General features: G+C 65.1%; 31 protein-coding genes. All 31 read right to left on the bottom strand.

All coding sequences use genetic code 11. The annotated features are described in order from the left end of the window. Window position 1: 1 nt before the first annotated feature. Window positions 2–802: a twin-arginine translocase subunit TatC gene (gene tatC, locus J2W36_RS03970; RefSeq protein WP_307688364.1), complete on the bottom strand. Its 801-nt coding sequence runs from the start codon at window positions 800–802 to the stop codon at window positions 2–4. 69 nt (window positions 803–871) lie between these two features. After that, on the bottom strand, window positions 872–1,336 hold the full coding sequence (tatB, locus tag J2W36_RS03965; RefSeq protein WP_307688363.1) for a Sec-independent protein translocase protein TatB: 465 nt from the start codon (window positions 1,334–1,336) through the stop codon (window positions 872–874). 10 nt (window positions 1,337–1,346) lie between these two features. Next, on the bottom strand, window positions 1,347–1,580 hold the full coding sequence (gene tatA, locus J2W36_RS03960; RefSeq protein ID WP_307688361.1) for a Sec-independent protein translocase subunit TatA: 234 nt from the start codon (window positions 1,578–1,580) through the stop codon (window positions 1,347–1,349). 45 nt (window positions 1,581–1,625) lie between these two features. Then, window positions 1,626–1,985 (bottom strand): histidine triad nucleotide-binding protein, encoded by a 360-nt coding sequence (locus J2W36_RS03955; protein WP_307688360.1) that lies wholly within the window; start codon window positions 1,983–1,985, stop codon window positions 1,626–1,628. Next, on the bottom strand, window positions 1,975–2,364 hold the full coding sequence (locus J2W36_RS03950) for a DUF4870 family protein (RefSeq protein ID WP_307688359.1): 390 nt from the start codon (window positions 2,362–2,364) through the stop codon (window positions 1,975–1,977). Before J2W36_RS03950 ends, J2W36_RS03955 begins: the two co-directional genes overlap by 11 nt. Window positions 2,365–2,385: 21 nt before the next feature. Next, window positions 2,386–2,760: a phosphoribosyl-ATP diphosphatase gene (locus J2W36_RS03945; protein WP_307688358.1), complete on the bottom strand. Its 375-nt coding sequence runs from the start codon at window positions 2,758–2,760 to the stop codon at window positions 2,386–2,388. Next, window positions 2,760–3,149: a phosphoribosyl-AMP cyclohydrolase gene (gene hisI / locus J2W36_RS03940; RefSeq protein WP_307688357.1), complete on the bottom strand. Its 390-nt coding sequence runs from the start codon at window positions 3,147–3,149 to the stop codon at window positions 2,760–2,762. The genes J2W36_RS03945 and hisI overlap by 1 nt, the downstream gene beginning before the upstream one ends. Window positions 3,150–3,195: 46 nt before the next feature. Then, on the bottom strand, window positions 3,196–3,975 hold the full coding sequence (gene hisF / locus J2W36_RS03935) for an imidazole glycerol phosphate synthase subunit HisF (protein WP_307688356.1): 780 nt from the start codon (window positions 3,973–3,975) through the stop codon (window positions 3,196–3,198). A 15-nt stretch (window positions 3,976–3,990) separates the two neighbouring features. After that, entirely contained in the window at window positions 3,991–4,842 is an 852-nt protein-coding gene (locus tag J2W36_RS03930) for a D-hexose-6-phosphate mutarotase (protein ID WP_307688355.1), read from the bottom strand. Window positions 4,843–4,902: 60 nt separating this feature from the next. Continuing rightward, window positions 4,903–5,646, bottom strand: coding sequence for a 1-(5-phosphoribosyl)-5-[(5-phosphoribosylamino)methylideneamino]imidazole-4-carboxamide isomerase (gene hisA, locus J2W36_RS03925; RefSeq protein WP_307688354.1), 744 nt, complete (start codon window positions 5,644–5,646; stop codon window positions 4,903–4,905). A 21-nt stretch (window positions 5,647–5,667) separates the two neighbouring features. After that, window positions 5,668–6,315, bottom strand: a complete 648-nt coding sequence (gene hisH / locus J2W36_RS03920; protein WP_307688353.1) for an imidazole glycerol phosphate synthase subunit HisH — start codon at window positions 6,313–6,315, stop codon at window positions 5,668–5,670. Between the two features lies 1 nt (window position 6,316). Beyond that, entirely contained in the window at window positions 6,317–6,946 is a 630-nt protein-coding gene (hisB, locus tag J2W36_RS03915; RefSeq protein ID WP_307688352.1) for an imidazoleglycerol-phosphate dehydratase HisB, read from the bottom strand. Continuing rightward, window positions 6,943–8,025, bottom strand: a complete 1,083-nt coding sequence (gene hisC, locus J2W36_RS03910) for a histidinol-phosphate transaminase (RefSeq protein WP_307688351.1) — start codon at window positions 8,023–8,025, stop codon at window positions 6,943–6,945. Before hisC ends, hisB begins: the two co-directional genes overlap by 4 nt. A gap of 48 nt (window positions 8,026–8,073) precedes the next feature. Then, a complete protein-coding gene (locus J2W36_RS03905; RefSeq protein ID WP_307688350.1) occupies window positions 8,074–8,433 on the bottom strand; it encodes a hypothetical protein in 360 nt (119 codons plus the stop codon). A 42-nt stretch (window positions 8,434–8,475) separates the two neighbouring features. Then, window positions 8,476–9,855 (bottom strand): histidinol dehydrogenase, encoded by a 1,380-nt coding sequence (hisD, locus tag J2W36_RS03900; RefSeq protein WP_307688349.1) that lies wholly within the window; start codon window positions 9,853–9,855, stop codon window positions 8,476–8,478. Window positions 9,856–9,874: 19 nt separating this feature from the next. Further along, the gene (hisG, locus tag J2W36_RS03895) at window positions 9,875–10,516 is read right to left on the bottom strand and encodes an ATP phosphoribosyltransferase (RefSeq protein WP_307688348.1); all 642 of its coding nucleotides are present in this window, start codon (window positions 10,514–10,516) and stop codon (window positions 9,875–9,877) included. Then, on the bottom strand, window positions 10,513–11,796 hold the full coding sequence (murA, locus tag J2W36_RS03890; protein WP_307688347.1) for a UDP-N-acetylglucosamine 1-carboxyvinyltransferase: 1,284 nt from the start codon (window positions 11,794–11,796) through the stop codon (window positions 10,513–10,515). The genes hisG and murA overlap by 4 nt, the downstream gene beginning before the upstream one ends. Before the next feature lie 30 nt (window positions 11,797–11,826). After that, the gene (locus tag J2W36_RS03885; protein WP_307688346.1) at window positions 11,827–12,069 is read right to left on the bottom strand and encodes a BolA family protein; all 243 of its coding nucleotides are present in this window, start codon (window positions 12,067–12,069) and stop codon (window positions 11,827–11,829) included. A 13-nt stretch (window positions 12,070–12,082) separates the two neighbouring features. Further along, a complete protein-coding gene (locus tag J2W36_RS03880) occupies window positions 12,083–12,847 on the bottom strand; it encodes an ABC transporter permease (RefSeq protein WP_307688437.1) in 765 nt (254 codons plus the stop codon). Further along, on the bottom strand, window positions 12,847–13,794 hold the full coding sequence (locus J2W36_RS03875) for an ABC transporter ATP-binding protein (RefSeq protein ID WP_307688345.1): 948 nt from the start codon (window positions 13,792–13,794) through the stop codon (window positions 12,847–12,849). Before J2W36_RS03875 ends, J2W36_RS03880 begins: the two co-directional genes overlap by 1 nt. 33 nt (window positions 13,795–13,827) lie before the next feature. Continuing rightward, window positions 13,828–14,100, bottom strand: coding sequence for an STAS domain-containing protein (locus tag J2W36_RS03870; protein WP_307688436.1), 273 nt, complete (start codon window positions 14,098–14,100; stop codon window positions 13,828–13,830). A gap of 2 nt (window positions 14,101–14,102) precedes the next feature. Beyond that, a complete protein-coding gene (locus J2W36_RS03865; protein ID WP_307688344.1) occupies window positions 14,103–14,762 on the bottom strand; it encodes an MlaC/ttg2D family ABC transporter substrate-binding protein in 660 nt (219 codons plus the stop codon). 127 nt (window positions 14,763–14,889) lie between these two features. Then, window positions 14,890–15,633, bottom strand: a complete 744-nt coding sequence (locus J2W36_RS03860) for an MlaA family lipoprotein (protein ID WP_370869249.1) — start codon at window positions 15,631–15,633, stop codon at window positions 14,890–14,892. After that, window positions 15,630–16,124: an outer membrane lipid asymmetry maintenance protein MlaD gene (mlaD, locus tag J2W36_RS03855; RefSeq protein WP_307688343.1), complete on the bottom strand. Its 495-nt coding sequence runs from the start codon at window positions 16,122–16,124 to the stop codon at window positions 15,630–15,632. Before mlaD ends, J2W36_RS03860 begins: the two co-directional genes overlap by 4 nt. Before the next feature lie 11 nt (window positions 16,125–16,135). Next, a complete protein-coding gene (gene mlaE, locus J2W36_RS03850) occupies window positions 16,136–16,918 on the bottom strand; it encodes a lipid asymmetry maintenance ABC transporter permease subunit MlaE (protein WP_307688342.1) in 783 nt (260 codons plus the stop codon). Next, window positions 16,915–17,769 (bottom strand): ABC transporter ATP-binding protein, encoded by an 855-nt coding sequence (locus tag J2W36_RS03845; protein WP_307688341.1) that lies wholly within the window; start codon window positions 17,767–17,769, stop codon window positions 16,915–16,917. The genes mlaE and J2W36_RS03845 overlap by 4 nt, the downstream gene beginning before the upstream one ends. A 59-nt stretch (window positions 17,770–17,828) precedes the next feature. Continuing rightward, complete coding sequence (locus J2W36_RS03840; RefSeq protein ID WP_307688340.1) at window positions 17,829–19,322, bottom strand: glutamate synthase subunit beta; 1,494 nt, start codon at window positions 19,320–19,322, stop codon at window positions 17,829–17,831. A gap of 36 nt (window positions 19,323–19,358) precedes the next feature. Next, complete coding sequence (locus tag J2W36_RS03835; RefSeq protein WP_307688339.1) at window positions 19,359–24,098, bottom strand: glutamate synthase-related protein; 4,740 nt, start codon at window positions 24,096–24,098, stop codon at window positions 19,359–19,361. A gap of 184 nt (window positions 24,099–24,282) precedes the next feature. Next, window positions 24,283–24,978, bottom strand: coding sequence for a transposase (locus J2W36_RS03830; RefSeq protein ID WP_307688338.1), 696 nt, complete (start codon window positions 24,976–24,978; stop codon window positions 24,283–24,285). A gap of 27 nt (window positions 24,979–25,005) precedes the next feature. Beyond that, complete coding sequence (locus tag J2W36_RS03825) at window positions 25,006–25,863, bottom strand: class I SAM-dependent methyltransferase (protein WP_307688337.1); 858 nt, start codon at window positions 25,861–25,863, stop codon at window positions 25,006–25,008. Continuing rightward, entirely contained in the window at window positions 25,860–26,450 is a 591-nt protein-coding gene (locus J2W36_RS03820; protein ID WP_307688336.1) for a DUF1415 domain-containing protein, read from the bottom strand. The genes J2W36_RS03825 and J2W36_RS03820 overlap by 4 nt, the downstream gene beginning before the upstream one ends.

The following is a 26,450-nucleotide window of genomic DNA, read 5'->3' as shown; positions in this document are numbered from 1 at the left end:
GTCAGCGGTTCGTGGTATCCAGGGCACGCTCTTCGGGTGCCGCACTGTGCTTGACGAAATAGCGTGCGGCAACGATGCCGATCTCGTAGAGCAGGCACATCGGAATGGCCAGCGCGAGTTGCGACACCACGTCAGGCGGCGTGAGCACGGCGGCCACGACGAAGGACAGCACCACGAAATAGCCGCGGAAGTCGCGCAGCTTCTCGATCGTCACGATCTGAAAGCGCACCAACAGCATCACGACGATCGGCACCTGGAAGGCGCAGCCGAACGCGATGTAGAGCGACAGGATGGCCTCCACATAGGACGAAATGTCCGGCGTCGCCGCCACTGATGCAGGGGTGAACCGCTGGATGAAGCCGAACATCTTGTCGAGCACGAAGAACTGCACGAAGGCAATGCCGCAGTAGGCCAGCAGGCTGCCGAAGAAAATCAGGGGCAGCGCAAACTTCTTTTCGTGGCTGTAGAGGCCCGGCGAAACGAACATCCAGATCTGGTACATGAGCCACGGCAGCGCCAACAGCACCGCCGTCATGCCCAGCACCTTGAGCGGCACGAAGAAGGGGGAAAACACGCCGATCGCGATCAGCTTCGCGTCGTGCGGCATGTGGGCGCGAATGGGCATCGCGATCATGTCGATCAGACCACTCGGGCCGGGCCAGAACGCCAGCAGCGCCGCAGCAACGGCCAGTCCGTAGCAGCAGTAAAGCAGTCTGTCGCGCAGCTCCATGAGGTGCTGCACGAACGGCTGCTCGGTACCGGCCAGCTCGTCTTCTTTGTTTTTATCGGGGGAATCGGCCATGTGGGGTCGCAGCGGGAGGCGTGGGTTCAAGCCGTGCGCGCAGGCACGCGGCCAGAGCGGGCATTGCGGCTATTTGAGGTTGTGGGGGCGAAAACGCGCGACGCGTGCGGCACCCGAAAGGGCCTTGGTGCGCACGCCGTTGCGTGCCTTGTACCACTGCGGCGTGGCACCCTGCTTGAGCCGCCAGTTCTTGCGCGGATGTCGATAGGTAGGAAAAACCGGCTCGGGGGTGGTCTCCGAGAGCGCCGACAACGTCTGGCCGCTTTCGGAGAATTGCTTTTCGAAGTCGCTCGCACCGGAATGGATGCTTTGCTCGACATCGCGTGCGGCATCGTGCACCGTGTCCTTCATCTTGCGCAGTTCGTCCAGGTCCATCGACCGGTTGACTTCGGCCTTCACGTCGTTGACGTAGCGCTGGGCCTTGCCAAGCAGCATTCCGACCGTGCGGGCAACGCGCGGCAGCTTCTCGGGACCGATGACGATGAGTGCGACCGCGCCGATCAGCGCGATCTTGGAAATGCCAAGGTCGATCACAAGCGCAGGCTTAGGATTTCTGACGCGCTTCGACGTCGATGGTCGACTTCTCGGCGGCCGGGTTGCCCGTGACCTGGGCGTTCGGGCCCGCAGGCGCGTCGGCCGAACCGTCCTTCATGCCGTCTTTGAAGCCCTTGACGGCACCGCCGAGGTCGGAGCCCATGTTCTTGAGTTTCTTGGTGCCGAAGATCATAACGACGACCAGCAGAACGATCAGCCAATGCCAGATGGAAAGTGAACCCATGGATTACTCCTGAAGAATTGTGTTGAATTTTAGACGGGGCCGGGGTCAGCCCTTGAGCCAGGGGCGCGGACCGCCCATGACGTGTACATGGAGATGGTGCACTTCCTGGCCGCCCTCGGCGCCGGTGTTCACCACCACGCGGAAACCACCGTCCGGATAGGGGCGGCAGCCCTGCTCGGCGGCCAGCTTGGGCGCGAGCGTCATGATCTTGCCCATCAGTGCCGCATCGTCTGGCGTCAGCTGGGCCATGGAGGCAATGTGGCGCTTGGGCACGATCATGAAATGCACCGGCGCCCACGGCGCGATGTCATGAAAGGCGAAAACGTCGTCGTCCTCATAGACCTTGCGCGAAGGAATCTTGCCTTCGATGATCTTGCAGAAGATGCAGTTCGGCTCAGACGACACGGTTCGGCTCCATCGATTGGCCCGCGTTCATCGCGACCATGCCCTTGATGATGCGGTACAGAAACCACAGCGAAATCAGGCCCCAGGCAATCCAGCCCGGCACCAGGAACAGCAGCCAAAGCCAGGACGTGAGGAGGTACAGCACCCCGGCCCAGAGCACCGAACGGATGCGCCAGCTGAAGTGCGAGGCCTGCCAGGTACCCGCCGCATCGCTGCGCTTGACCAGGTCGATGACCAGCGCGATCAGCAGCAGCACGATCGACGCCTGCGCGCCGGGCAGCACGGCACCGACTGCAACGATCAGGTGCAGGATGTAGCTCACCCAGCCCCAGGTCTTGAGGGACTCGTCGGGTTGCCGGCTCACGATGTCATTGGGCATGGCGTTTCTTTGGACAAAAAATCAGTCGTTCGATGCTTCACGGGCCTGCGCCTTGCGCAGGGCCTTTTCCTCGATGCCGCTGGTGCCCTCGCGGCGCTCGAGCTCCTCGATCACCGCCCGCGGCGACAAACCGTAATGCGCCAGCGCCACCATGCTGTGGAACCACAGATCGGCGACTTCGTTCACTATTTTTTGAGGATCAGCGCCGTGGTCGGCATCCTTGGCCGCCATCACGACCTCGGTGGCCTCTTCGCCGATCTTCTTCAGGAAGGCGTCCGGCCCCTTGTGCAGCAGGCGCGCAACGTAGCTTTTCTCGGGATCGCCGCCGCGCGCAGGCAGGCGGCTTTCGATCACGGCAGCCAGTCGGTCGAGCGCGTCGGTGGTCATCGTGTCCATTATTTGTAGATGGTTTCCGGGTCTTTCAAGACTGGCTCTGTGACAGTCCATCGACCATTCTCATACTTGCTGAAGAAACAACTGTGACGGCCGGTGTGGCAAGCAATGCCGGGTTCGTGGCCGCGCTGCGTCACCTTCAGCAGCACCACGTCGTTGTCACAGTCCAGGCGAATCTCATGCACGGTCTGCACGTGGCCCGATTCCTCGCCCTTGAACCAGAGCTTGGCGCGCGAACGGCTGAAGTACACCGCGCGGCCGAGTTCGGCGGTCTTCGCGAGCGCCTCGCGGTTCATCCAGGCGAACATCAGAACGTCGTTGCTGCCGTTTTCCTGCGCGATCACCGGCACCAGGCCGTTCGCGTCCCATTTCACTTCGTCGAGCCAGTTCATGGCCGCATTGTCGGGCAGAAAGCCGTCGCCACCACCCCGAAAGGCTTCACAGGCGTACAGGGATACCGCGCGCAGCCATCTGCGCCTTGGCTTGCCCGACGGTGAATTCGCCATAGTGAAAAATGCTCGCGGCCAGCACGGCATCGGCTCCACCGTTCTGGATGCCGTCGGCCAGGTGGTCCAGGCTGCCCACGCCGCCCGAAGCAATCACAGGCACGCCGACCGCGTCGCTGACGGCGCGTGTAAGGGCCAGGTCGAACCCGCTCTTGGTGCCGTCACGGTCCATGCTGGTCAGCAGGATCTCGCCGGCGCCGCGGCGTGCCATTTCGGTGGCCCACTGCACCGCGTCCAGGCCGGTGTTCTGGCGGCCTCCGTGGCTGTAGACATCCCAGCCTGCACCGCGGCTCGCGGCGTCTTCGGGGCTGCGGCGCTTGGCATCGATGGCCACGACGATGCACTGTGCACCGTACTTCTGTGACGCCTCGTCGATCACCTGGGGACGCGCGATGGCCGCGGAATTGAAGCTGGTCTTGTCGGCACCTGCGTTGAGCAGCCGGCGCACGTCGGCCACGGTGCGCACGCCGCCACCCACGGTCAGCGGAATGAACACCTGGGAGGCGACCGCCTCGATGATCGGCAGGATCAGGTCGCGGCCATCGCTGGTGGCCGTGATGTCGAGAAAGGTCAGCTCATCCGCGCCCTGCGCGTTGTAGCGCGCGGCGATTTCCACCGGATCGCCCGCATCGCGCAGTTCGAGGAAGTTGACGCCCTTCACGACGCGGCCGCCGGTCACGTCGAGGCAGGGAATGATGCGTTTGGCGAGCATGGGGTCTTTGGAAGATCAGAGAACGGTGAGTTGCTGCCAGCCCTGCCATTGGGCAGCGGGCGCGAGCAGCACGGCTTCGTCGATGCGCGCGGCCTCGACGCACAGCATGTGGCGGTAACCGTCGTCGGGCATGTCCGCCAGCTTCGCGCTGAGCGCGGCGCCGGGGTTCCAGACCACGGTCTCGGTGCAGCTGGCGCTTTGGGCGATCTCGATCGCGCCGCGCGGCTGCAGCAGGCGCAGGGGCGCGGCAGGGGCCGCGTACACGCTGTCGAATTCGGTGTCGAAACGCAGGGTGGGTGCGGCTTCGACCTGGCGCTCGTCGCGCACAGCGTCCCAGCGTTGCGCGCCTTGCAGGCCTTCGAGCTGCGCCTGTGCAATGTCATCCACTGCCAGGTAGCTGTGCAGCGCGCCGGTGAAATGCCAGGGCGTGGTGCCGGTGTTGGTGACCGCGAGCGTCAAGCGCAGCACGCCCGGCGCGAGCGTCACCGTCAGGCGCGCTTGGAATGCCTCGGGCCAGACCGCGCGTGTTGCTTCGTCATCTTCCAGCACGAACACGAGGTCGGCAGCGGATGTCACCGACTGCGCGTCGGCAGGCGCCACACGCCAGGGCACGTTGCGGACGAAGCCATGCTTGGGCAAGGAGCCGCGCTGGTTGAACTGCGGCCAGCAGATCGGCACGCCGCCACGGATGGCGCTGCGGCCGTCAAACAGCGCCTCAGGGCTCAGATAGAGGCGCTCGACGCCATCAGCGGTGGTCCAGGAGAGCACGTGCGCGCCATGCACCGCCACGGTGCACGTGTCGCCCGCTGGCAGTGCGAGGCGCACGGCGGGCTGGCCGCGAAAGACGATCGTTTCGAAGGAGGGCATGGGCCGATTCTAGGTCTGGCCTGGAGGGCCAGGCGGCCAGCGCGGGTACGCTGGACCCGGTCAGCCGATCGCCAGTTCGTCGGCGCGCGCCTGCGCTGCAGCGAAATCGAGGTCGCCCGAATAGATGGCGCGGCCGCAGATAACGCCCTCGACGCCTTCGGACTCGACCGCGCAGAGCTGGTCGATGTCGGCCATGTTCGACAGTCCCCCCGAGGCGATGACAGGGATGGTGAGCGCCTGCGCGAGCTTCACCGTGGCATCGATGTTGATGCCCGACAGCATGCCGTCGCGGCCGATGTCGGTGTAGATGATCGACTCGACGCCATAGTCCTCGAACTTCTTGCCGAGGTCGGCGACTTCGTGGCCGGTGAGCTTGCTCCAGCCATCGGTGGCAACCTTGCCGTCCTTGGCGTCCAGGCCGACGATGATGTGACCGCCGAAGGCCACGCAGGCGTCCTTGAGAAACCCGGGGTTCTTGACTGCGGCAGTCCCGATGATCACGTAGCGCAGGCCGTCGTCAATGTAGCGCTCGATGGTGTCGAGGTCGCGGATGCCGCCGCCCAGTTGCACCGGGATCTCGTCACCGACTTCGCGCAGGATCGCCTTGATCGCCGCATGGTTCTGCGGCTTGCCGGCAAAGGCGCCGTTGAGGTCGACCAGGTGCAGCCGACGCGCGCCGGCTTGGACCCACTTGCGCGCCATGGCGGCCGGGTCTTCGCTGAAGAGGGTCGATTGGTCCATGTCGCCTTGTTTGAGGCGAACGCAGTGGCCGTCTTTCAGATCAATGGCAGGAATCAGCAGCATGGCGAGGCAGCCCGAGACGGGTCAGGGGTTCCAGTGGAGAAAATTGCGGTAGAGCTGCAGACCGTGGTCCGCGCTCTTTTCGGGATGGAATTGCGTGGCGAAAATATTATCGCGCGCAATTGCAGCCGTGAATGGCGCGCCGTAATCGGCCTCCCCCACGCTGTGGCGCGCGTCGGCCGGCTTCGCATAGAAACTGTGGACGAAATAGAAGTAGCTCTGGTCGGGCACGTCAGCCCACACCGGATGGGGCTGGGCCTGGCGAACCTGGTTCCAGCCCATCTGCGGCACCTTGAAACGGCTGCCGTCGGCCTGCAGGCGCCCGGCCAGGTCGAACTTGACGACATCTCCTGGGATCAGGCCAAGCCCGTCGGTCGGCCCCTCGTGGCTGTGCGACAGCATCATCTGCATACCCACGCACACGCCGAACAGCGGCTTGGTTGCAGCGGCTTCGAGCACCGACTCCTGCAGTCCCGACTCGCGCAGCTCGCGCATGCAGTCGGGCATCGCGCCCTGCCCCGGCAGCACGACGCGCGTGGCGCGCCGCACAACCTCTGGGTCTGAGGTGACGAACACCTCCACGCCGACCGCATCGGCCGCATGCTGGACGGCCTGCGACACCGAACGCAGGTTGCCCATGCCGTAGTCGACGACGGCCACAGTGTTCTTCATCTCAGAGCGATCCTTTGGTGGACGGAATAACGCCAGCCGAACGCGGGTCGCGCTCGAGCGCCGCGCGCAGCGTGCGGCCGAAGGCCTTGAACACGGTCTCGCACTGGTGGTGCGCGTTCACGCCCTTGAGGTTGTCGATGTGCAGGGTGACCAGCGCATGGTTCACGAAGCCCTGGAAGAACTCGTAGGCCAGCTGCGTGTCGAAGCCGCCGACCATGCCGCTGGTGAACGGCACGTGCATGTCCAGGCCTGGGCGGCCGGAAAAATCGACCACCACGCGGCTGAGCGCTTCGTCCAGTGGCACGTAGGCATGGCCATAGCGGCGGATGCCCTTCTTGTCGCCCACGGCCTGGGCCACCGCCTGACCGAGCGTGATACCGACGTCTTCCACCGTATGGTGGCCATCGATGTGCAGGTCGCCCTGGCAGTCGATGTCCAGGTCGATCAGGCCATGCCGAGCGATCTGGTCGAGCATGTGGTCGAAGAAGCCGATGCCCGTGGCGAGCTTGGCGCGGCCTGTGCCGTCGAGGTTGATCCTGACCGTGATCCGGGTTTCGGCAGTGGTGCGCGAAACCTCGGCCACGCGGTCGCCCGCCGCAGCGGGGGTGGCGGGTGCGAGGGGGGTGTTCATAGGGAGGATTCGAGCGCCGCGAGCATCCGCGCGTTGTCGTCGGCGGTCCCGACGGTCAGGCGCAGGCAATTCGCCAGCAACGGATGCATTTTAGAAACGTTCTTGACCAGAACGCCGCGTGCCTTCATGCCCTCGAAGGTTTTTGTCGCGTCGGGCACCCGCACGAGGACCATATTGGCCTCGCTGGGCCATTGCCGCAGGCCAGGCAGTTTCGCCAGGCCGGCGACCAGGTGCTCGCGCTGGGTGCGCAGGTCGGCCGCCTGGTCGGCAAACACGTCGGCGTGCTCCAGCGCGAACAGCGCGCATTCGCAGTTCAGCACGCTGATGTTGTAGGGCGGGCGCACCTTGTCGATCTCGCCGATCAGCGCCTGCGGCCCCATCAGGTAGCCCAGGCGGACGCCCGCCAGGCCGAACTTGCTCAACGTTCGCATCAGCAGCACGTGGCCGTGACGCGCCACGCGGTCGATGTAGCTGCGGGCGGCGAACGGTTGGTACGCCTCGTCGATGATCACCAGGCCGCCCTGGGCACCCTGGGCCTCGACGATCTGCTCGATCGTCGCGTCGTCCCAGAGGTTGGCGGTCGGATTGTTCGGGTACGCGAGATAGACGATGGCCGGCTTCTCGGCAGCGATGGCCGCCAGCATCGCCGGGCCATCGAGTTCGAAGTCGGCCGTCAGCGGCACGCCGACGAACTTCAAGCCCTGCAGCTGTGCGCTGATGGCGTACATCACGAAACCCGGCACCGGCGCCAGGATGCTCGCGCCAGGCAGGTCGCAGGCCATCGTGACCAGCGAAATCAGCTCGTCGGAGCCGTTGCCGAGCATCAGCGAGAAGCCCGCCGGCATCTGTGCGTAAGCCGCCAGCGCGCGCTTCAGGTCGTCGCCACGCGCGCCCGGATAACGATTGAGCGCCAGCGCACCCAGACGTTGGCCGAGTTCGGCCTGCAGCACGGGCGCCAGGCCGTGCGGATTCTCCATGGCGTCGAGCTTGAGGAGGCCGGTCGCGTCCTGTACCGCATAGGCGTGCATGGACTGGACATCGGCGCGGATGCGCCGGAGCGCGGGGAGAGAGTCAGGCATAGGAGAAGTCACGGGGGGCAAAAAATCCGGGTGGTCGTTGCGCTGAGGTCAGGACGCGCACCGAAAGCTGTTCTGCAAGGCGTTCGACAACACCAGTTGCACGGGCATGTCGGCCTCGTAAAGCTCGGCGTTGCGCTTGCGCTCGCCCTCGTAAAGCGAACGCGCCATCGCAGGTTCGAGCCGTCGGCCATCGACACAGAAGAGTGGCTTCTGGCCCGTGCGCCGCGCCGCATCGCTGGCTTCGCGCAAGCCTTCGAGCACGCCGACGAGGTAGTAATTCGCGTAGGCCTTGCCTTCTTTCTTCTCCTTGACCTCGAGGGTATGGAACTCGCGGATGCTCATGGCCTGCGCCCCCGTGCTGGCTGCAAGCGCGAGCACCAGCGCCGGGAAAAGGAGATGTCGAGTCATGGGGCATGCCCTCCCTGAAACGGGTGATTGGCGCTTCAGATTTCAGACGCCGCCCAGGCGCATCCGCGCAGCCTCGGCATGCGCCTGCAAGCCTTCGCCCTCGGCCAGGGTCACGGCGATCGGACCGAGCACCTGCGCACCGGCGTGGCTGACCTCGATCAGGCTGGAGCGCTTCTGGAAGTCATACACCCCCAGCGGGCTGGAAAAGCGCGCCGTGCTGCTGGTGGGAAGCACGTGGTTCGGCCCGGCGCAGTAGTCGCCCAGGCTTTCGCTGGTGTAGGCGCCAAGGAAGATGGCACCGGCATGCTTGAGTAGCGGCTCCCAGCGGTGCGGCTCGCTGCTGCTGACCTCCAGATGCTCGGGTGCAATGCGGTTGCTGATGGCGCAGGCCTCTTCCATGCTGCGCGTGTGGATCAGCGCACCGCGGCCATTGAGCGACGCAGCGATGATCTCGGCACGCGGCATGGTCGGCAGCAGCCGGTCGATCTCCTGCTGCACGCGCTCGATGTAGTCGGCGTCCGGGCACAGCAGGATGCTCTGCGCCAACTCGTCGTGTTCGGCCTGGCTGAACAGGTCCATCGCGATCCAGTCGGGACGCGTGCTGCCGTCGGCCAGCACAAGGATCTCGCTCGGGCCGGCGATCATGTCGATGCCGACGGTGCCGAACACACGCCGCTTGGCCGCCGCCACGTAGGCGTTGCCCGGGCCGGTGATCTTGTCGACCGCTGGCACGGTGGCCGTGCCGTAGGCCAACGCCGCCACGGCCTGCGCGCCGCCGATGGTGAAGGCACGCGTGACGCCGGCCACATAAGCGGCGGCCAGCACCAGCACGTTGCGCTCGCCCTGGGCTGAGGCGTCGCCGCCCGCACCGCCGGTCGCTACGCTGCCCTTCGCCGGGGTCGGCACGACCATGATGATCTCGCCCACGCCGGCCACGTGCGCCGGAATGGCGTTCATCAGCAGGCTCGACGGGTAGGCGGCCTTGCCGCCCGGCACGTAGATGCCCACGCGATCGAGCGGCGTGACTTTCTGGCCCAGCAGCGTGCCATCGGCATCGCGGTAGCTCCAGCTCTCGCCACTGGCCTTCTTCTGGGCCTCGTGGTAGCTGCGGATGCGTGCAGCCGCATTCTGCAGGGCTTCGCGCTGCACGGCGGGCAGCGAGTCGAAGGCTTCCTTGAAGTCGGCCTGCGACAGCTCGAGCGCAGTCATGGAGGCGGCTTGCAGCCCGTCGAACCGGCGGGTGTAGTCCAGCACCGCCGCATCGCCGCGCTGTTGCACGTCGGTCAGGATGTCGGCCACGCGCTGTTCGATGGCGGCATCGGCATCGGCCGACCAGTGCAGGCGCGCCTTGAAGTCGGCTTCGAAGCTGGCAGACGCCGTGGACAGGCGAAGGGGTGAGGCTTTCAGGGTCGATGAAGTCATGGTGTCACGCAACAACGGATCAGGCCGACGGAAGGGCCGACTGGAAGGCATCGATGATGCGGCGGATCGGTTCGCGCTTGAGCTTGAGCGCGGCCTGGTTCACCACCAGGCGCGCGCTGATGTCCATGATGCGCTCGACTTCGACCAGGTGATTGGCCTTGAGCGTGTTGCCGGTGGACACCAGGTCGACGATGGCGTCGGCCAGGCCCGTCAGCGGCGCGAGTTCCATGCTGCCGTAGAGCTTGATCAGGTCGACGTGCACGCCTTTGCTTGCGAAGAACTCGCGCGACAGGCCGACGTACTTGGTGGCGACCTTCAGCCGCGAGCCCTGGCGCACGGCCGAGGCATAGTCGTAGTCGGCGCGCACGGCCACGCTCAGGCGGCAGGCGGCAATCTTGAGGTCCAACGGCTGGTACATGCCCTGGCTGCCGTGTTCGAGCAGCACGTCCAGACCGGTCACGCCCAGGTCGGCGCCGCCGTACTCGACGTAGGTTGGCACGTCGGAGGCGCGCACCAGCACCACGCGCACGTCGGGGTGCGTGGTTTCGAGGATCAGCTTGCGGGACTTTTCCGGGTCTTCTGTCACTTCGATGCCTGCCGCGGCAAGCAGCGGCATCGTTTCCTCGAAGATGCGCCCCTTGGACAGCGCCAGCGTGATCATGATGGTGTTCCCGAAATGCGTTCGATGTCGGCGCCCAGCCCGCGCAGCTTGGCTTCCATGCGGTCATAGCCGCGGTCGAGGTGGTAGATGCGGTCGACCAGCGTCTCGCCGTCGGCCACCAGGCCAGCGATCACCAGGCTCGCCGAGGCACGCAGGTCGGTGGCCATGACCGTGGCGCCGGACAGTTTTGCCCCCCCCTCCACCACAGCGACCTTGCCGTCGACGTGGATGCCCGCACCGAGGCGCACCAGTTCGTTGACGTGCATGAAGCGGTTCTCGAAGATGGTCTCGGTGACCGCCGCCGAGCCCTGCGCCACGCAATTGAGCGCCATGAACTGCGCCTGCATATCGGTCGGGAAACCCGGGTACTCGGTGGTGCGGAAGGCTTGCGCCTTGAGCTGCGTCGCGTCGCGCGAGACGATACGGACACCGCCTTCGACCGCCGCGATCTCGCAACCCGCATCGCGCAGCTTGTCGACCACCGCATCGAGATGGTCCAGGCGCGCGTGGCGCAGCGTCACATCGCCGCCCGCGGCCGCGACCGCGCACAGGAAAGTGCCGGCCTCGATGCGGTCGGCCACCACCGCGTGCTCGCCGCCATGCAGCCGCTCGACGCCCTGCACGCGGATCTGGCCCGTGCCGTGGCCTTCGATCTTCGCGCCCATGCGGATCAGCATTTCGGCCAGGTCCACGATCTCGGGCTCCTGCGCCGCGTTTTCGAGCAGCGTCTCGCCTTCGGCCAGCGCTGCAGCCATGAGGAAATTCTCGGTGCCCGTGACCGTGACCATGTCGGTCAGGATGCGCGCGCCCTTCAGGCGGGTGCGGCCGGCCGGCAGCCGGGCAATCATGTAACCGTGCTCGACCACGATCTCCGCGCCCATCGCCTGCAGGCCCTTGATGTGCTGGTCGACCGGCCGCGAGCCGATGGCACAGCCGCCCGGCAACGACACCTTGGCCTGGCCGAAACGCGCGATCAACGGACCGAGCGCCAGCACCGAGGCGCGCATGGTCTTGACCAGCTCGTAGGGTGCTTCGGGGTTGTGCAGGTCACCCGCATCGATGCGCACGGTGCCCTGCTCGTCGCGCTCGGCGCGCACCCCCATGTTGCGGATGAGCTTGAGCATGGTCGACACGTCCTGCAGGCGCGGCACGTTGTGCAGCGTGACAGGCTGGTCGGTCAACAGCGCGGCGCACAGCTCGGGCAGCGCGGCGTTCTTGGCGCCGGAAATGAGTACGTCGCCGCCGAGCTTGCGCCCGCCGCGAATCAGAAGTTTGTCCATGAAAAGTCCAGCAGGAAGGTCGGGCGCGGATCAGCGCGGTGCTGCGGCCCATTCGGCCGGTGTGTAGGTCTTCATCGAGAGCGCGTGCACCTCGTCGGTATGCATTTTCTCACCCAGGGTCTTGTAGACGCGCTGGTGTCGCTGGATGGCGCGCAGGCCGTCGAATTGCGAGGAAACGATGGTCGCGTACCAGTGACGGCCATCGCCTTCGAGGGCGATGTGCTCGCAGGGCAGTCCGGCGGCGATGATGGCTTGGAGTTCTTCGGCGGTCATAAATAAGGGGCGGTCATCCGCGGATCTTGTAGCCGATGCGCAGCAGATGGACGGCGATGGCACTCACCACGAGCCAGGCGCTGCCAACGATGCCCAAGCTCAGCCAGGGCGACGCGTCGCTCACGCCGAAGAAGCCATAGCGAAAGCCATCGATCATGTAGAAAAACGGGTTCAGGTGGCTGACGGTCTGCCAGAAAGGCGGGAGCGACCCGATCGAATAGAACACGCCTGACAAAAAAGTCATGGGCATGATCAGGAAGTTCTGGAACACCGCCATCTGATCGAACTTTTCGGCCCAGAGCCCGGCGATCAGGCCCAGCGTACCGAGCATTGCAGCCCCCAATATCGCGAACACGACGATCCAGACCGGCGCGGCGAAGTCGGGCATGGCGAAGTACATCGTGACCACGAACACGCCCAGGCCGACGGCCAGGCCGCGGATCAGCGACGAGCCGACGTAGGCAAAAAACCAGCCCCAGTGGGACAGTGGCGTGAGCAGCACGAACACCAGGCTGCCCATGATCTTGCTCTGGATGATGGACGACGAACTGTTGGCGAAGGCGTTCTGCAGGATGCTCATCATCACCAGCCCGGGCACCAGGAAGGCCGTGTACTTGACGGTGCCATACACCTTCACATGGTCTTCAAGCACATGACCGAAGACCATCAGATAAAGCACGGCGGTGAGGACCGGGGCGCCGACAGTCTGGAAGCCGACCTTCCAGAAGCGCAGCGTTTCCTTGTAAAGCAGCGCACGCCAGCCGGTGGGGGACAGCATCATCGTGCCACCTCCAGCGGCGTCTGCTCGCCCGCCATCAGGTCGAGGAAAACGTCTTCGAGGTCGGCCTTGCGCATTTCAACGTCTTCCACGGTCACGCCCGCCTCGCGCAGCGAGACCAGCAGTTGTTCGACTTCATGCGCATTCTTGGCCGGCAGCTGCACGATGCGCCCGGTGATGCGCGCATGCTGGGCCAGCGCCCAGGGCAGGTTCATGTCGGTCTTGAAGCGCAGCACATTGCTCGCCGCCGATTTCAGCAACTCGCTGGTGCGGTCCAGCGCAATCACCCGGCCCTGTTTGAGCATGGCGATGCGGTTGCACAGGGCTTCGGCTTCTTCCAGGTAATGGGTCGTCAGCAGCACGGTACTGCCCTGCTTGTTGAGCTTGGCGACGAACTGCCACAGCGTCTGACGCAGTTCGACGTCGACGCCTGCGGTGGGTTCGTCGAGCACGATCACCTGCGGTTTGTGCACCAGCGCCTGCGCAACCAGCACGCGGCGCTTCATGCCACCAGACAGCTGGCGCATGTTCGCCGTGGCCTTGTCGGCCAGGCCCAGGCTGTGCAGCAACTCGTCGATCCAGCTGTCGTTGTTCTTGATGCCGAAATAGCCCGACTGGATGCGCAACGCTTCGCGCACATTGAAAAAAGGATCGAACACCAGTTCCTGGGGCACGACGCCCAGGTGGCGGCGCGCTTGGGCATAGTCACGCTGCACGTCGAAGCCGTGCACGCTGACGGAGCCTGCCGTCGGGCGCGACAGCCCGGCCAGCATGCTGATCAGGGTGGTCTTGCCCGCACCGTTGGGGCCGAGCAAGCCGAAGAATTCACCCTCTTCGATGCGGAAGGTGACGTCGTCGACCGCGCGCAGGCCCGGTTGGCCTAGGGCGCGCTGCTGGCGGGAAGGGGGAAAGGTCTTGCAGACCGATTGGAACGAGATCGCGGGCATGAGAACCCACGATTTTACGGGGCCGTGATGGAACTAGGGAGCGGCCGGCAAAAGCCCCGCCACACCGTACAGCGTGGCGAGTTCGCGCAACCTCGGCGAAAGGCCTTTGACGGCGAATCCTCGGCCCAGCATACCTGCTTCGCGCCGGCATTCGAGAAGCACCGCAATGGCCGAGGAATCGAAGCGGGTAAGCGCACTTGCGTCGACCACGGCCGCAGAGCCGTTTTGCCCCGCCAGGCCCTGCTGCAACATGCGCATACAGGCAGGCGCGTCGTCGTGGGTCAGCTTGGCGGGCAGGACCAGCATCATCAGCCCTTTGCGTTGCTCTTGTTGCGGGTGGCCAATGCCTCGATCAGGCCATCGATGCCCTGGCTGTTGATCTGCTGCGCAAACTGGGTGCGGTAGGTATCGACCAGCCAGACACCCAGCACGTTCAGGTTGTAGACCTTCCAGCCGCCGCCCTCGCCTGGCGTCTTTTCCAGACGATAGTCGAGCTGAACCGGGTCGCCGCTGCCGCGGATCTCGGTGCGCACGAGCACGTCCTTGTCATCGGGCGAACCGCGGAACGGACGCACGGTGACCGTCTGGTCACTGACCTGGTCGAGCGCACCCGCATAGGTGCGCACCAGCAGGGTCTTGAACTCTTCCTGCAGGCGCTTCTGCTGCTCAGGCGTCGCCTGACGCCAAGCCGGGCCCACCGCCGAAGCGGTCATGCGCTGGAAGTTGACATTTGGCATGATCTTGCTGTCGACCAGCAACATGATCTTGCCGATGTCGCCGGCCTTGATCGACTTGTCGGCCTTGATGGTGGCAAGAACGTCGGTCGACAGGCGTTTGACCAGGGCGTCCGGTGTTTCATCGGCTGCGCGTGCAGCCGGGGCGACAAACATCGTCGCGGCGCCGAAAAACAGGGCACTGGCAAGAGCGAAACGGCCGAGCGTGCGGCGTTGCAAAGTCTGGGTCTTCATGATCGATACCTCTATGTCTGAAGCAGGGGTTCACACGTCCCCCGTCTGGTTTGGATGCCGACACATCCAGCCGGTTCCCTCGCACCGCGTGGCGAAAATGCAACGGGATGCAAGCAGCAGTTGTGCGCTACTTCCCTGCGTCGTCGTCGGGCGGATTGCCGTTGTACACCTCGCTCTGCCGGCGCTGCAGATAGGCATCGCGCGTGAACGAGTACTCGTCAAGGGCGGCATCGCCGATGAGCGACGTCGCGCGCAGGTACCGCGAGCGAGCATCCACGAGGTTCAAGACGTATAAGGAGTTGCGCACACGCACGTCCTGGAACCACGCCTCCAAGCCAGTGCGCACGTCCACCGGCATGGCCGCCGTGTCACGAAGGGTCGAAGGGCCCAGCAGCGGCAGCATCACATACGGTCCGCTTGGCACGCCCCAGCGACCCAGCGTCTGACCGAAGTCCTCCTTGTGGCGGTCAATGCCAAGATCGCTCGCCACGTCAATGATGCCGCCCAGGCCCATCAAGGTGTTCACGTTGAAGCGCATGAAGGTCTCGGCACTGTCCTGAATGCGCAATTGCATCAGACTGTTGGCGAAGCTCCAGACTTCCGTCAGGTTGCTAAAGAAGTTGTGCACGCCGGTACGTACCGGCGAAGGCAGCACCTTGGTATAGACCGTGGCCACGGGCACGAGCACGGCGGTGTCGACGGCGTCGTTGAACTTATAGACACTGCGGTTCAGCGGCTCGAAAGGGTCCGCCGGGTTGCGGTTGGGTCCGGTGGCACAGCCGGCAACCAACGCCAGCACGCCCAGCGCGCCTATCCAGCGTACCGCCGCGATGATCTTGGGCATGGGTATCTTGGGGGAATTGAAATTCATTTCTTATTGTCCTGCGCTGAACCTGACGGGTTGCTGCCATCGGCAGCCTTGCTGTACAGGAACTGGCTGATCAGGTTTTCCAGCACCACGGCCGACTGCGTGGCCGTGATCACGTCACCCTGCACCAGATTCTTCTCATCGGCGCCAGCCTCGATTCCCACATATTGTTCACCCAGCAAGCCGCTCGTGAGGATCTTGATCGAGCTGTCCTTCGGGAAACTGTAGCGATTTTGCAGGGCCAGTGTCACCGTGGCCTGAAAGCGCTTGTCATCGAAAACGATCGATTCGACACGCCCGACCACCACGCCCGAACTCTTGACGGCCGTCTGCGGCTTCAGGCCGCCGATGTTGTCGAAGCGTGCGCTGACCGTGTAGGTCTTCTGGAAGTTCAGGCTCAGCAGGTTCGCCGACTGGAGCGCCAGGAACAGCAGCGCAGCGGCGCCGATCAGCACGAACAGGCCGACCCAGATATCTTTGTTGGAACGTTGCATGAATTTCTTTCCTAGATGCTGAACATCATGGCGGTAAGCAGGAAATCGAGTCCCAGCACCGCCAGCGACGCCACGACCACGGTCCGGGTGGTCGCGCGCGACACGCCCTCGGGCGTCGGCTGCGCCTCATAGCCTTGCAGAAGCGCCACGAAGGTGACCGTCAGGCCGAACACCACACTCTTGATGAATCCGTTGCCCACGTCCTTCCAGACGTCGACGCCGCTTTGCATCTGCCCCCAGAACGCCCCCGAGTCCAGGCCGAGCATCAGCACCCCGACGACGTAACCGCCCAGGATGCCGACCGCACTGAAAACGGCCGCCAGCAGCGGCATCGTGATGACTCCTGCCCAGAATCGCGGCGCCAGGATGCGGCGCACCGGATCCACCGCCATCATTTCCATGGCGCTCAGCTGTTCGCCGGCCTTCATCAGGCCGATTTCGGCGGTCAGCGACGTGCCTGCACGGCCGGCAAACAGCAGCGCTGCCACCACCGGGCCGAGTTCACGCACCAGCGAGAGGGCGACCAGCAAGCCCAGCGCATCCGCCGAGCCGTAACGCTGCAGCGTGTAGTAACCCTGCAGACCCAGCACGAAGCCGACGAACAGGCCCGACACCGCGATGATCGCCAGGGAATAATTCCCCAGGAAGTGGATCTGGTCGCGCACCAGGCTGAAACGCCCGAGTGCGCGGGCGCCCGGCACCAGCAGCCGCCAGAACAGGCGGGCGCCGTGGCCCACGTCGGCCAGCTTGCGGCGCACGGCAAAGCCGATGTCCGAAGGACGCCAGAAACTCATGGCCGGCCTCCCCGTGCGCTGCCAAAATCTTCCTCGACGCTGACGCCGGGGTAATGGAAATGCACCGGACCGTCGGGCAGCGCATGGACGAACTGATGCACCAGCGGATCGTCGCTCAGGCGCACGTCCTCGGGCTTGCCTTGCGCGGCGATCCCGCCGTTGGCCAGGATCACCACATGGTCGGCGATACGAAAGGTTTCCTCGAGGTCGTGCGATACCACGATGCTGGTCAGCCCCAGCGTGTCGTTGAGCTGGCGGATCAGCCGCGCAGCCGTGCCCAGCGAGATCGGGTCGAGGCCGGCGAAGGGCTCGTCGTACATCACCAGGTCGGGATCCAGCGCAATGGCCCGCGCCAGTGCCACGCGGCGGGCCATGCCGCCAGAGACCTCGCTGGGCAGCAGGTCGCGCGCACCGCGCAGCCCCACCGCGTCCAGCTTCATCAGGACGATGTCGCGCACCAGCGCCTCGGACAGCGCCGTGTGCTCGCGCAGCGGAAAGGCCACGTTGTCGAACACGCTCATGTCGGTGAAGAGCGCGCCGAACTGGAACAGCATGCCCATGCGCCGGCGCGCGGCGTAGAGCGCCTGCGGGCTCATCCTGCCGACGTCCTGCCCGTCGAGCAGCACCTCGCCGGCCTGGGCGCGAACCTGGCCGCCGATCAGGCGCAGCACGGTGGTCTTGCCACCGCCCGATGCGCCCATCAGCGCAGTGACCTTGCCGCGCGGCACGGAAAAGGACACGCCACCGAGGATGGCGCGTTCGCCGTAGCCAAAGCGTACGTCTCGAAATTCGACCAAGGGGAGCGCTGAGGTGTCCATATCAATAAGAAAAGCCGGGCGCCTGACAGGCATCCCGGCTCGGGTTTCCCCGGATGATAAGGGACAGCGCTACTCCGCGTTCTGTAAAGACTTCAACGCGGCAGATCGCTGAAGCCCATCAGGAACTCATCGACCGCGCGTGCAGCCTGGCGGCCCTCGCGAATGGCCCACACCACAAGCGACTGGCCGCGGCGGATGTCGCCCGCCGCGAACAGCTTGGGCACGTTGGTCGCGTAGCCGCCGGTGAATTCGGTCGACGCCTTGGCATTGCCGCGCGCGTCCTTCTCGATGCCGAAGGCGTCGAGCACGTTGGCCACCGGGCTCACGAAGCCCATCGCCAGCAGCACCAGGTCGGCCTTGAGGATCTGCTCACTGCCCGGCACTTCGACCATCTTGCCGTCTTTCCATTCGACGCGGACGGTCTTCAGGCCAGTGACCTTGCCGGACTTTCCATCCTTGCCCTCGCCGATGAATTCCTTGGTCGAGATGGCGAATTCACGCTCGCACCCTTCCACGTGGCTGGAGCTGGTGCGCAGCTTGTACGGCCAGTAGGGCCAGGTCATAGGCCGGTTTTCCTCGGCCGGCGGCTGGGGCATCAGCTCGAACTGGGTCACGCTGAGCGCGCCGTGGCGATTGCTGGTGCCCACGCAATCCGAGCCGGTGTCGCCGCCGCCGATGACGATGACGTGCTTGCCGTCGGCGCGCAGCTGGCCCTTGAGCTTGTCGCCCGCATTGATCTTGTTCTGCTGGGGCAGGAATTCCATCGCGAAATGGATGCCGTCGAGGTCCCGTCCGGGCACCGGCAGGTCACGCGACTGCTCGGCACCGCCGGTCAGCAGCACCGCGTCGAATTCCTTGTCGAGCTGTTCAGGCGTGACAGTTTCCTTAGCCCAGTTGGTCACCTTGGAGCCCTTGCCCAGCGGGTCCTTGGCTGCGCCGACCATGACACCGGTGCGGAAAGTGACGCCTTCGGCCTTCATCTGCGCAACGCGGCGGTCGATGTGCGTCTTTTCCATCTTGAAGTCGGGAATGCCGTAGCGCAGCAGGCCGCCCACACGGTCGTTCTTCTCGAACAGCGTCACGTCATGCCCCACGCGTGCCAGTTGCTGGGCCGCCGCCAGGCCGGCCGGTCCGGAGCCGACCACGGCCACCTTCTTGCCAGTCTTGTGCTTGGCCACGCGCGGCGCGACCCAGCCTTCGTCCCAAGCGCGATCGATGATCGCGTGCTCGATCGACTTGATGCCGATCGCGTCGTCGTTCACGTTGAGCACACACGCCGCTTCGCAGGGCGCAGGGCAGATGCGGCCGGTGAATTCCGGGAAGTTGTTGGTCGAGTCCAGCACGGCAAAGGCGTTGCGCCAGTCGTCGCGGTAGACCAGGTCGTTGAAGTCCGGAATGATGTTGTTGACCGGGCAACCGCTGTTGCAGAACGGCGTGCCGCAGTCCATGCAGCGCGCGCCCTGCACCTTCGCCTGCTCGGGCGTGAGCCCGACCACGAATTCCTTGTAATGCTTGAGACGCTCGTCAACGGGCTTGTAGCCCTCTTCGATGCGCTCATGCTCCATGAAGCCGGTGATTTTTCCCATCGTGCTGTCCTCTGTTTTTTGTCGGTCGGGGCGGGCTCAGACGGCGGCCGGCGTGCGCGCGCCACCCGCGGCCACGCCGATCTGCGCGTTGTTGCCGCTGGCGGCGGCGCGCGCCTTGCGCTCGTGGATCTCGGCGAGCGCACGCTTGTATTCGTTCGGGAACACCTTCACGAAACGGGTGCGCGCGGTGGTCCAGTCGTCGAGCAGTGCGCGGGCACGCTTGCTGCCGGTCCAGCGGTGATGGTCTTCCAGCAGCTTCTTGAGTTGCGCCTCGTCGGTGGTGCCGCCGTGCCAGATGGCCGGCGAGACACTCGCGGTCTGCTCGGCCGTGGTCAGCACCTTCTCCAGCGACACCATCGACAGGTTGCAGCGCGACGCGAATTGGCCGTCCTCATCGTAGACGAAGGCTACGCCGCCGCTCATGCCGGCCGCGAAATTGCGTCCGGTCTTGCCCAGTACGGCGACCGTGCCGCCAGTCATGTATTCACAACCGTGGTCGCCGGTGCCTTCGACGACCGCGGTCGCGCCCGACAGGCGCACCGCAAAGCGCTCGCCCGCCACGCCGCAGAAGTACGCTTCGCCGGTGGTCGCGCCGTACATCACCGTGTTGCCCACGATGGTGTTGCGCACCGCGTCGCCGCGGAACTCCAGGCTCGGGCGCACCACGATGCGGCCACCCGACAGGCCCTTGCCGGTGTAGTCGTTGGCATCGCCGATCAGGTACAGCGTGATGCCGCGTGCCAGGAAGGCGCCGAAGGACTGGCCGCCCGTGCCTTCGAGCTGGATGCGGATCGAGTCGTCCGGCAGGCCTTCCGGATGCACCCGGGTCAGCGCGCCCGACAGCTTGGCGCCCACGGTGCGGTTCACGTTGCGCGCGACCTCGATGAACTGCACCTTCTCGCCGCGCTCGATGGCCGCACGCGACTTCTCGATGAGGCGCGTGTCCAGGTTGTGCTCCAGGCCATGATCCTGGTTCTCGACGTGGTAGCGCGCCACGTCGTCCGGCACGTTCGGCATCGCGAACAGACGGCTGAAGTCCAGGCCGCTGGCCTTCCAGTGCGACAGCCCCTTCTTCATGTCGAGCAGGTCGGCGCGACCGATCATGTCGTTGAAGTTGCGGATGCCCAGTTGGGCCATGATCTGGCGCACTTCTTCAGCGATGAAGAAGAAGTAGTTGACGACGTGCTCGGGCTTGCCCGAGAACTTCTTGCGCAGCACCGGGTCCTGCGTGGCCACGCCCACCGGGCAGGTGTTGAGGTGGCACTTGCGCATCATGATGCAGCCCTCGACGATCAGCGGCGCGGTGGCGAAGCCGAACTCGTCGGCGCCCAGCAGCGCGCCGATGGCGACGTCGCGGCCGGTCTTCATCTGACCATCGGCCTGCACCCGCACGCGGCCGCGCAGGCGGTTGAGCACCAGCGTCTGCTGAGTCTCGGCCAGGCCGATCTCCCAGGGGCCGCCGGCATGCTTGATCGACGACCAGGGTGAAGCGCCTGTGCCGCCGTCGTGGCCGGCGATCACCAGGTGGTCGCTCTTGCATTTGGTCACGCCCGTGGCCACCGTGCCGACACCCACCTCGCTGACCAGCTTGGTGCTGATACTGGCGTGCGGTGCGACGTTCTTCAGATCATGGATGAGCTGCGCCAGGTCTTCGATCGAATAGATGTCATGGTGCGGCGGCGGGCTGATGAGGCCCACGCCCGGCACCGAGTAGCGCTGCTTGCCGATGTACTCGGTGACCTTGCCGCCGGGCAGCTGGCCGCCTTCGCCGGGCTTGGCGCCCTGCGCCATCTTGATCTGGATCTGGTCGGCCGAGCTCAGGTACTCGGCCGTGACGCCGAAGCGGCCCGATGCGACCTGCTTGATCTTCGAGCGCAGCGAGTCGCCGGGGTTGAGCGACAGGTCGACCTCGACGTTCGCCTCGCCGATCACGCTCTTGAGCGTGTCGCCCTGCTGGATCGGGATGCCCTTGAGCTCGTTGCGGTAGCGCGCTGGATCCTCGCCGCCCTCGCCGGTGTTGCTCTTGCCGCCGATGCGGTTCATGGCCACGGCCAGCGTGGCATGCGCTTCGGTCGAGATCGAGCCGAGCGACATCGCGCCGGTGGCGAAGCGCTTGACGATCTCGGCGGCCGGTTCGACCTCCTCCACAGGGATCGCCTTGGTCGGATCGATCTTGAATTCGAACAGGCCGCGCAGCGTCATGTGGCGCCGGCTCTGGTCGTTGATGATCTGGGCGTACTCCTTGTACGTGCTCCAGTTGTTGGCGCGCGTGCTGTGCTGCAGCTTGGCAATGGCGTCGGGCGTCCACATGTGGTCTTCGCCACGGGTGCGCCAGGCGTACTCGCCGCCGGCATCCAGCATGCTGGCCAGCACCGGGTCGTCACCGAAGGCCGCCGCGTGCATGCGCAGCGCCTCTTCAGCGATTTCGAAGACGCCGATGCCTTCGACGCGGCTGGCGGTGCCCGAGAAGTACTTGCCGATCGTGTCGTTGTTCAGACCGATGGCCTCGAACAATTGCGCCCCGCAGTAGGACATGTAGGTCGACACGCCCATCTTGGACATGATCTTCGACAGGCCCTTGCCGATCGCCTTCACGTAGTTGTAGATGGCCTTTTCGGCCGACAGGTCGCCGGGCAGGTCCTTGTGCATCGACGCCAGGGTTTCCATGGCGAGGTAGGGGTGCACGGCTTCCGCGCCGTAGCCCGCGAGCACGCCGAAGTGATGCACTTCGCGGGCGCTGCCGGTCTCGACCACCAGGCCAGCGGTCGTGCGCAGACCTTCACGCACCAGATGCTGGTGGATCGCGCTGGACGCGAGCAGCGCGGGAATCGCCACCTGTGTGGCGCTCACCGCACGGTCGCTCACGATCAGGATGTTGCTGCCGCCCTTGATGGCATCCACGGCTTCGGCGCACAGCGATGCCAGCTTGGCCTCGACGCCCTCGCGGCCCCAGTCGGCCGGATAGGTGATGTCCAGCGTGGTGCTGCGGAACTTGCCCTGCGTGTGCTGCTCGATGTTGCGCAGCTTGGCCATGTCGGCAAAGTCAAGGATCGGCTGGGCCACCTCGAGCCGCATCGGCGGGTTGACCTGGTTGATGTCCAGCAGGTTCGGCTTGGGGCCGATGAAGCTGTTGAGCGACATCACGATCGCCTCGCGGATCGGGTCGATCGGCGGGTTGGTCACCTGGGCGAACATCTGCCGGAAGTAGTTGTACAACGGCTTGTTCTTGCTCGACAGCACGGCCAGCGGGCTGTCGTTGCCCATCGAGCCGATGCCCTCTTCGCCGTTTTGCGCCATGGGCGACATCAGGAACTTGATGTCTTCCTGCGTATAGCCGAAGGCCTGCTGCCGATCGAGCAGCGAGACCGTGCTCTCGGGAATGGGGGCGGCCGGCGCCTCGACGCTGTCGAGCTTGATGCGCAGGTTCTCGATCCACTGCTTGTAGGGCTTGGTGTTGACGACATAGGCCTTGAGTTCGTCGTCGTCGATCATGCGGCCCTGTTCCAGGTCGATCAGGAACATCTTGCCGGGCTGCAGGCGCCACTTGCGCACGATCTTGTCTTCGGGCACCGGCAGCACGCCGGATTCGGACGCCATGATGACGAGGTCATCGTCGGTCACGCAGTAGCGCGACGGGCGCAGGCCATTGCGGTCGAGCGTGGCGCCGATCTGGCGGCCGTCGGTGAAGACGATCGAGGCCGGGCCGTCCCACGGCTCCATCATCGCCGCGTGGTATTCGTAGAACGCGCGGCGGCGCTCGTCCATCGTGTCGTGCTGCTCCCACGGCTCGGGGATCATCATCATCACGGCCTGGCTGATCGGGTAGCCGGCCATGGTCATGAGTTCGAGGCAGTTGTCGAAGGTAGCGGTGTCGGACTGCCCTGCGAAGCTGATCGGGTAGAGCTTCTTCAGGTCGGCTGCGAGCACCGGCGACGACATCACGCCTTCGCGCGCCTTCATCCAGTTGTAGTTGCCGCGCACCGTGTTGATCTCGCCGTTGTGGGCGACGTAGCGGTACGGGTGGGCCAGCGGCCACTTGGGGAAGGTGTTGGTGGAAAAGCGCTGGTGCACCAGGCCGATGGCCGACACGCAGCGGGTATCGGACAGGTCGAGGTAGTACACGCCCACTTGGTCGGCCAGCAGGAGGCCCTTGTAGACCACGGTGCGGCTGGACATGCTCGGAACGTAATATTCCTTGCTGTGCTTGAGCTCCAGGTTCTGGATGTTCGCGCTGGCGGTCTTGCGGATCACGTAGAGCTTGCGCTCGAGCGCGTCCTGCACGATCACGTCGCTGCCGCGGCCGATGAACACCTGCCGCAGGATGGGTTCGGTCTTCTTGACCGCCGGAGACATCGGCATGTCGCGGTTGACCGGCACGTCGCGCCAGCCCAGCAGCACCTGGCCCTCGGCCTTGATGGCACGCTCCATCTCCTGCTCGCAGGCCATGCGCGAGGCATGCTCCTTGGGCAGGAAGATCATGCCGACGCCGTATTCGCCGTAGGGCGGGAGTTCGACGCCCTGCTTGCCCATCTCTTCGCGGTACAGCGCATCGGGAATCTGGATCAGGATGCCGGCGCCGTCGCCCATCAGCTTGTCGGCGCCCACGGCGCCGCGATGGTCGATGTTCTCGAGAATCTTGAGCGCCTGCGTCACGATGTCGTGACGCTTCTCGCCCTTGATGTGCGCCACGAAGCCGAGGCCGCAGGCGTCGTGCTCGTTGGCGGAAGAATACAGACCGTGTTCTTCCAGGTGGCGGATTTCGGCATCCGTTGTCATGTGGCGCACTCCTTCATTTTTTCGCAGGGAAACGGAGGATATTGCGTTGCACAAACAATGCCAAGCATTTTAAATGGGGTCAGGTTCCAATTAACTCTCGATCACGTGAGCTCAAGATTATTAAGGGACAGATCAAAATGCCCCACAACGCCTATGGCAGCGTTCCTTCAGCGACCGGTGGTCGTCAGCCAGGCGGTGGATTGGGCCGTCGGCCCGCACGTCCCTTGACCACGCGTCGCGGCGTGACGGCTTCGAGTTGCGCGATGAAATCCGCATCGCCCGCCGCCCAGCCCTGGAGCGTGGATTCGGTCAAAAGCCGCTGATCGCGTGCGCTCACACCGGCATGCACCAGTTCGGCGTAGGCCGCCTCCCGCGCAAAGGGCGTGTTGCCGAGCGCCCAGTACAACGGATGCGGGGATACCAGCCGATCATGTCGCAGGCCGACACAGTGCGCGTGACTCGACCAGCGAAATTCACGCGGATCGGCCACCTGCCCCGCACGCACCGGATTCAGGTCCATGTACGCCATGCAAGTGAGCAGATAACGTTCCGGCTGGATCAGCGTCGCGCGGTAGCGCCCTTCCCAGAGCGTGCCGCTGCGGCCGTGCCGGTCATTGAACCAGCGCACGTAGCTGCGCCCCACCGCCTGCATGAACTGGGGCAGGCCATCGTCGGTGGCGGGCGTGACGAGCAGGTGGAAATGGTTGTCCATCAGCACGTAGGCATGCAGCGCCACACCGAAACGCGGCGCCTGCTCGCCCAGCAACGCCAGCATGCGCTCGCGGTCGGCCGGCTCGATGAACACATCCTGGCGGTTGTTGCCGCGCTGGATCACATGGTGGAGCCGGCCGGCCAGCGTGAGGCGAGGCAAACGGGCCATCTAGAGGTCACCGCGCGTTTTCAAACTTCATTGCAGACGGAAGCGGGTATCGAGCAGCGACGACAGGCCGAACTCCGCCAGCAGGCTTTTCAACCGCTCGGCCGCACCCGCCTTCGCCTGACCCGTGCGGCGCGCGATGATCAACTCGTTCTTCATGCTGTGTTCCCAGCCGACCAGCTCGGTCACTGTGACCTGGTAGCCATGGGCTTCGAGGTACAGGCAGCGCAGCACGTTGGTGAGTTGGCTGCCGATTTCTCGCGTGTGCAGCGGATGGCGCCAGAGCTCGGCCAGCGGCGTGCGCGACAGCGCCAAGACCTTGGTCTCCCGCAGGCAGGCGGCGACTTCCGCCTGGCAGCAAGGCACCAGCACCATGTAACGCGCCTTCTTGGCCAGGCCGAAGGCGATCGCGTCATCAGTGGCCGTGTCGCAGGCATGCAGTGCGGTGACCACGTCGATCTGCGCGGGCAGCCCGTCGGCGTGGGTCGACTCGGCCACCGTCAGGTTCAGGAAGGACATGCGGCCGAAACCGAGCTGGCCGGCCAGCACACGCGATTTCTCGATGAGCTCGCTGCGCGTCTCGATGCCATACACATGGCCGCCGCGCGCCTTGAAGAACAGGTCGTAGAGGATGAAGCCGAGGTAGGACTTGCCGGCGCCGTGGTCGGCCAGCGTGGCCTGCGCGCCCTCGCCCGGCAGCTCACGCAGCAGTTTCTCGATGAACTGGAACAGGTGGTAGACCTGCTTGAGCTTGCGCCGCGAATCCTGGTTCAGCCGGCCTTCGCGCGTGAGGATGTGCAGTTTCTTGAGCAGCTCAATCGACTGGCCCGGCCGCAGTTCCTGCAGCACGTCTGCTTCGGCCTTGGCGGCCTTCAGTGCCTTGCTCATCGGGACGCTCCTCCCCGACCCACGTCCAGTGCCGTCCAGCCCTCAGCGCCAAGCGCTTCGAGCACTTCGATGTTGCGCTCGAAGATCGCATCGGCCTCGGGGAAGGCATCGACCGCACGGCTCACGCTGTCTTCGCGCAACAGGTGCAACGTGGGATAGGGCGCCCGGTTGGTCGCGTTGGCGATGTCGTCGGGCGCGCTGCCGCCAAACTGGAACCGGGGATGGAAGCTCGCCAGTTGCAGTACGCCGTCGTAGCCCGCACGTGCGAGGCGTCGCTCGGCGCGGCCGGTGAAATCGTTGAAGTCCAGAAAATCCGCCAAGGTGTTGGGTGCCATCAGAAGGGTGGTGTCGCGCTGCGAAGCGTCGCACGCAAGGAGCGCCTGCGCCTCGTCGAGCAGTGCCTCGATCAGGCCCGCCTCGTCGGCCGGCAGATAGCTTGCGTAGTGGATCTGCCCTTTCACATGGACCGCCTTGGCAAAGGGGCAGAGGTTCAGGCCGATCACCGCACGCGTCAACCAGTGGCGCATGTCGGCCTCGGCCTGAACGGCGTCGATTGTCGCCGCGATGGCGTCCGGATGCAGGGTCAT

This window comes from Variovorax ginsengisoli, assembly GCF_030811835.1.
GTDB classification, from domain to species: Bacteria; Pseudomonadota; Gammaproteobacteria; order Burkholderiales; family Burkholderiaceae_C; genus Variovorax; species Variovorax ginsengisoli_C.
The sequence above is the reverse complement of the archived record's forward strand: the minus strand, read 5'-3'. Positions and strand labels throughout refer to the sequence as shown.

Excerpts from the sequence above, each read along its gene's own strand:
- tatC (WP_307688364.1), bottom strand. The coding sequence starts at position 802 with ATGGCCGATTCCCCCGATAAAAACAAAGAAGACGAGCTGGCCGGTACC.
- tatA (WP_307688361.1), bottom strand. The coding sequence starts at position 1,580 with ATGGGTTCACTTTCCATCTGGCATTGGCTGATCGTTCTGCTGGTCGTC.
- J2W36_RS03950 (WP_307688359.1), bottom strand. The coding sequence starts at position 2,364 with ATGCCCAATGACATCGTGAGCCGGCAACCCGACGAGTCCCTCAAGACC.
- J2W36_RS03945 (WP_307688358.1), bottom strand. The coding sequence starts at position 2,760 with ATGGACACGATGACCACCGACGCGCTCGACCGACTGGCTGCCGTGATC.
- hisI (WP_307688357.1), bottom strand. The coding sequence starts at position 3,149 with ATGAACTGGCTCGACGAAGTGAAATGGGACGCGAACGGCCTGGTGCCG.
- hisF (WP_307688356.1), bottom strand. The coding sequence starts at position 3,975 with ATGCTCGCCAAACGCATCATTCCCTGCCTCGACGTGACCGGCGGCCGC.
- J2W36_RS03930 (WP_307688355.1), bottom strand. The coding sequence starts at position 4,842 with ATGCCCTCCTTCGAAACGATCGTCTTTCGCGGCCAGCCCGCCGTGCGC.
- hisA (WP_307688354.1), bottom strand. The coding sequence starts at position 5,646 with ATGCTGCTGATTCCTGCCATTGATCTGAAAGACGGCCACTGCGTTCGC.
- hisH (WP_307688353.1), bottom strand. The coding sequence starts at position 6,315 with ATGAAGAACACTGTGGCCGTCGTCGACTACGGCATGGGCAACCTGCGT.
- hisB (WP_307688352.1), bottom strand. The coding sequence starts at position 6,946 with ATGAACACCCCCCTCGCACCCGCCACCCCCGCTGCGGCGGGCGACCGC.
- hisC (WP_307688351.1), bottom strand. The coding sequence starts at position 8,025 with ATGCCTGACTCTCTCCCCGCGCTCCGGCGCATCCGCGCCGATGTCCAG.
- J2W36_RS03905 (WP_307688350.1), bottom strand. The coding sequence starts at position 8,433 with ATGACTCGACATCTCCTTTTCCCGGCGCTGGTGCTCGCGCTTGCAGCC.
- hisD (WP_307688349.1), bottom strand. The coding sequence starts at position 9,855 with ATGACTTCATCGACCCTGAAAGCCTCACCCCTTCGCCTGTCCACGGCG.
- hisG (WP_307688348.1), bottom strand. The coding sequence starts at position 10,516 with ATGATCACGCTGGCGCTGTCCAAGGGGCGCATCTTCGAGGAAACGATG.
- murA (WP_307688347.1), bottom strand. The coding sequence starts at position 11,796 with ATGGACAAACTTCTGATTCGCGGCGGGCGCAAGCTCGGCGGCGACGTA.
- J2W36_RS03885 (WP_307688346.1), bottom strand. The coding sequence starts at position 12,069 with ATGACCGCCGAAGAACTCCAAGCCATCATCGCCGCCGGACTGCCCTGC.
- J2W36_RS03880 (WP_307688437.1), bottom strand. The coding sequence starts at position 12,847 with ATGCTGTCCCCCACCGGCTGGCGTGCGCTGCTTTACAAGGAAACGCTG.
- J2W36_RS03875 (WP_307688345.1), bottom strand. The coding sequence starts at position 13,794 with ATGCCCGCGATCTCGTTCCAATCGGTCTGCAAGACCTTTCCCCCTTCC.
- J2W36_RS03870 (WP_307688436.1), bottom strand. The coding sequence starts at position 14,100 with ATGCTGGTCCTGCCCGCCAAGCTGACCCACGACGACGCGCCTGCCTGT.
- J2W36_RS03865 (WP_307688344.1), bottom strand. The coding sequence starts at position 14,762 with ATGAAGACCCAGACTTTGCAACGCCGCACGCTCGGCCGTTTCGCTCTT.
- J2W36_RS03860 (WP_370869249.1), bottom strand. The coding sequence starts at position 15,633 with ATGAATTTCAATTCCCCCAAGATACCCATGCCCAAGATCATCGCGGCG.
- mlaD (WP_307688343.1), bottom strand. The coding sequence starts at position 16,124 with ATGCAACGTTCCAACAAAGATATCTGGGTCGGCCTGTTCGTGCTGATC.
- mlaE (WP_307688342.1), bottom strand. The coding sequence starts at position 16,918 with ATGAGTTTCTGGCGTCCTTCGGACATCGGCTTTGCCGTGCGCCGCAAG.
- J2W36_RS03845 (WP_307688341.1), bottom strand. The coding sequence starts at position 17,769 with ATGCCTGTCAGGCGCCCGGCTTTTCTTATTGATATGGACACCTCAGCG.
- J2W36_RS03840 (WP_307688340.1), bottom strand. The coding sequence starts at position 19,322 with ATGGGAAAAATCACCGGCTTCATGGAGCATGAGCGCATCGAAGAGGGC.
- J2W36_RS03835 (WP_307688339.1), bottom strand. The coding sequence starts at position 24,098 with ATGACAACGGATGCCGAAATCCGCCACCTGGAAGAACACGGTCTGTAT.
- J2W36_RS03830 (WP_307688338.1), bottom strand. The coding sequence starts at position 24,978 with ATGGCCCGTTTGCCTCGCCTCACGCTGGCCGGCCGGCTCCACCATGTG.
- J2W36_RS03825 (WP_307688337.1), bottom strand. The coding sequence starts at position 25,863 with ATGAGCAAGGCACTGAAGGCCGCCAAGGCCGAAGCAGACGTGCTGCAG.
- J2W36_RS03820 (WP_307688336.1), bottom strand. The coding sequence starts at position 26,450 with ATGACCCTGCATCCGGACGCCATCGCGGCGACAATCGACGCCGTTCAG.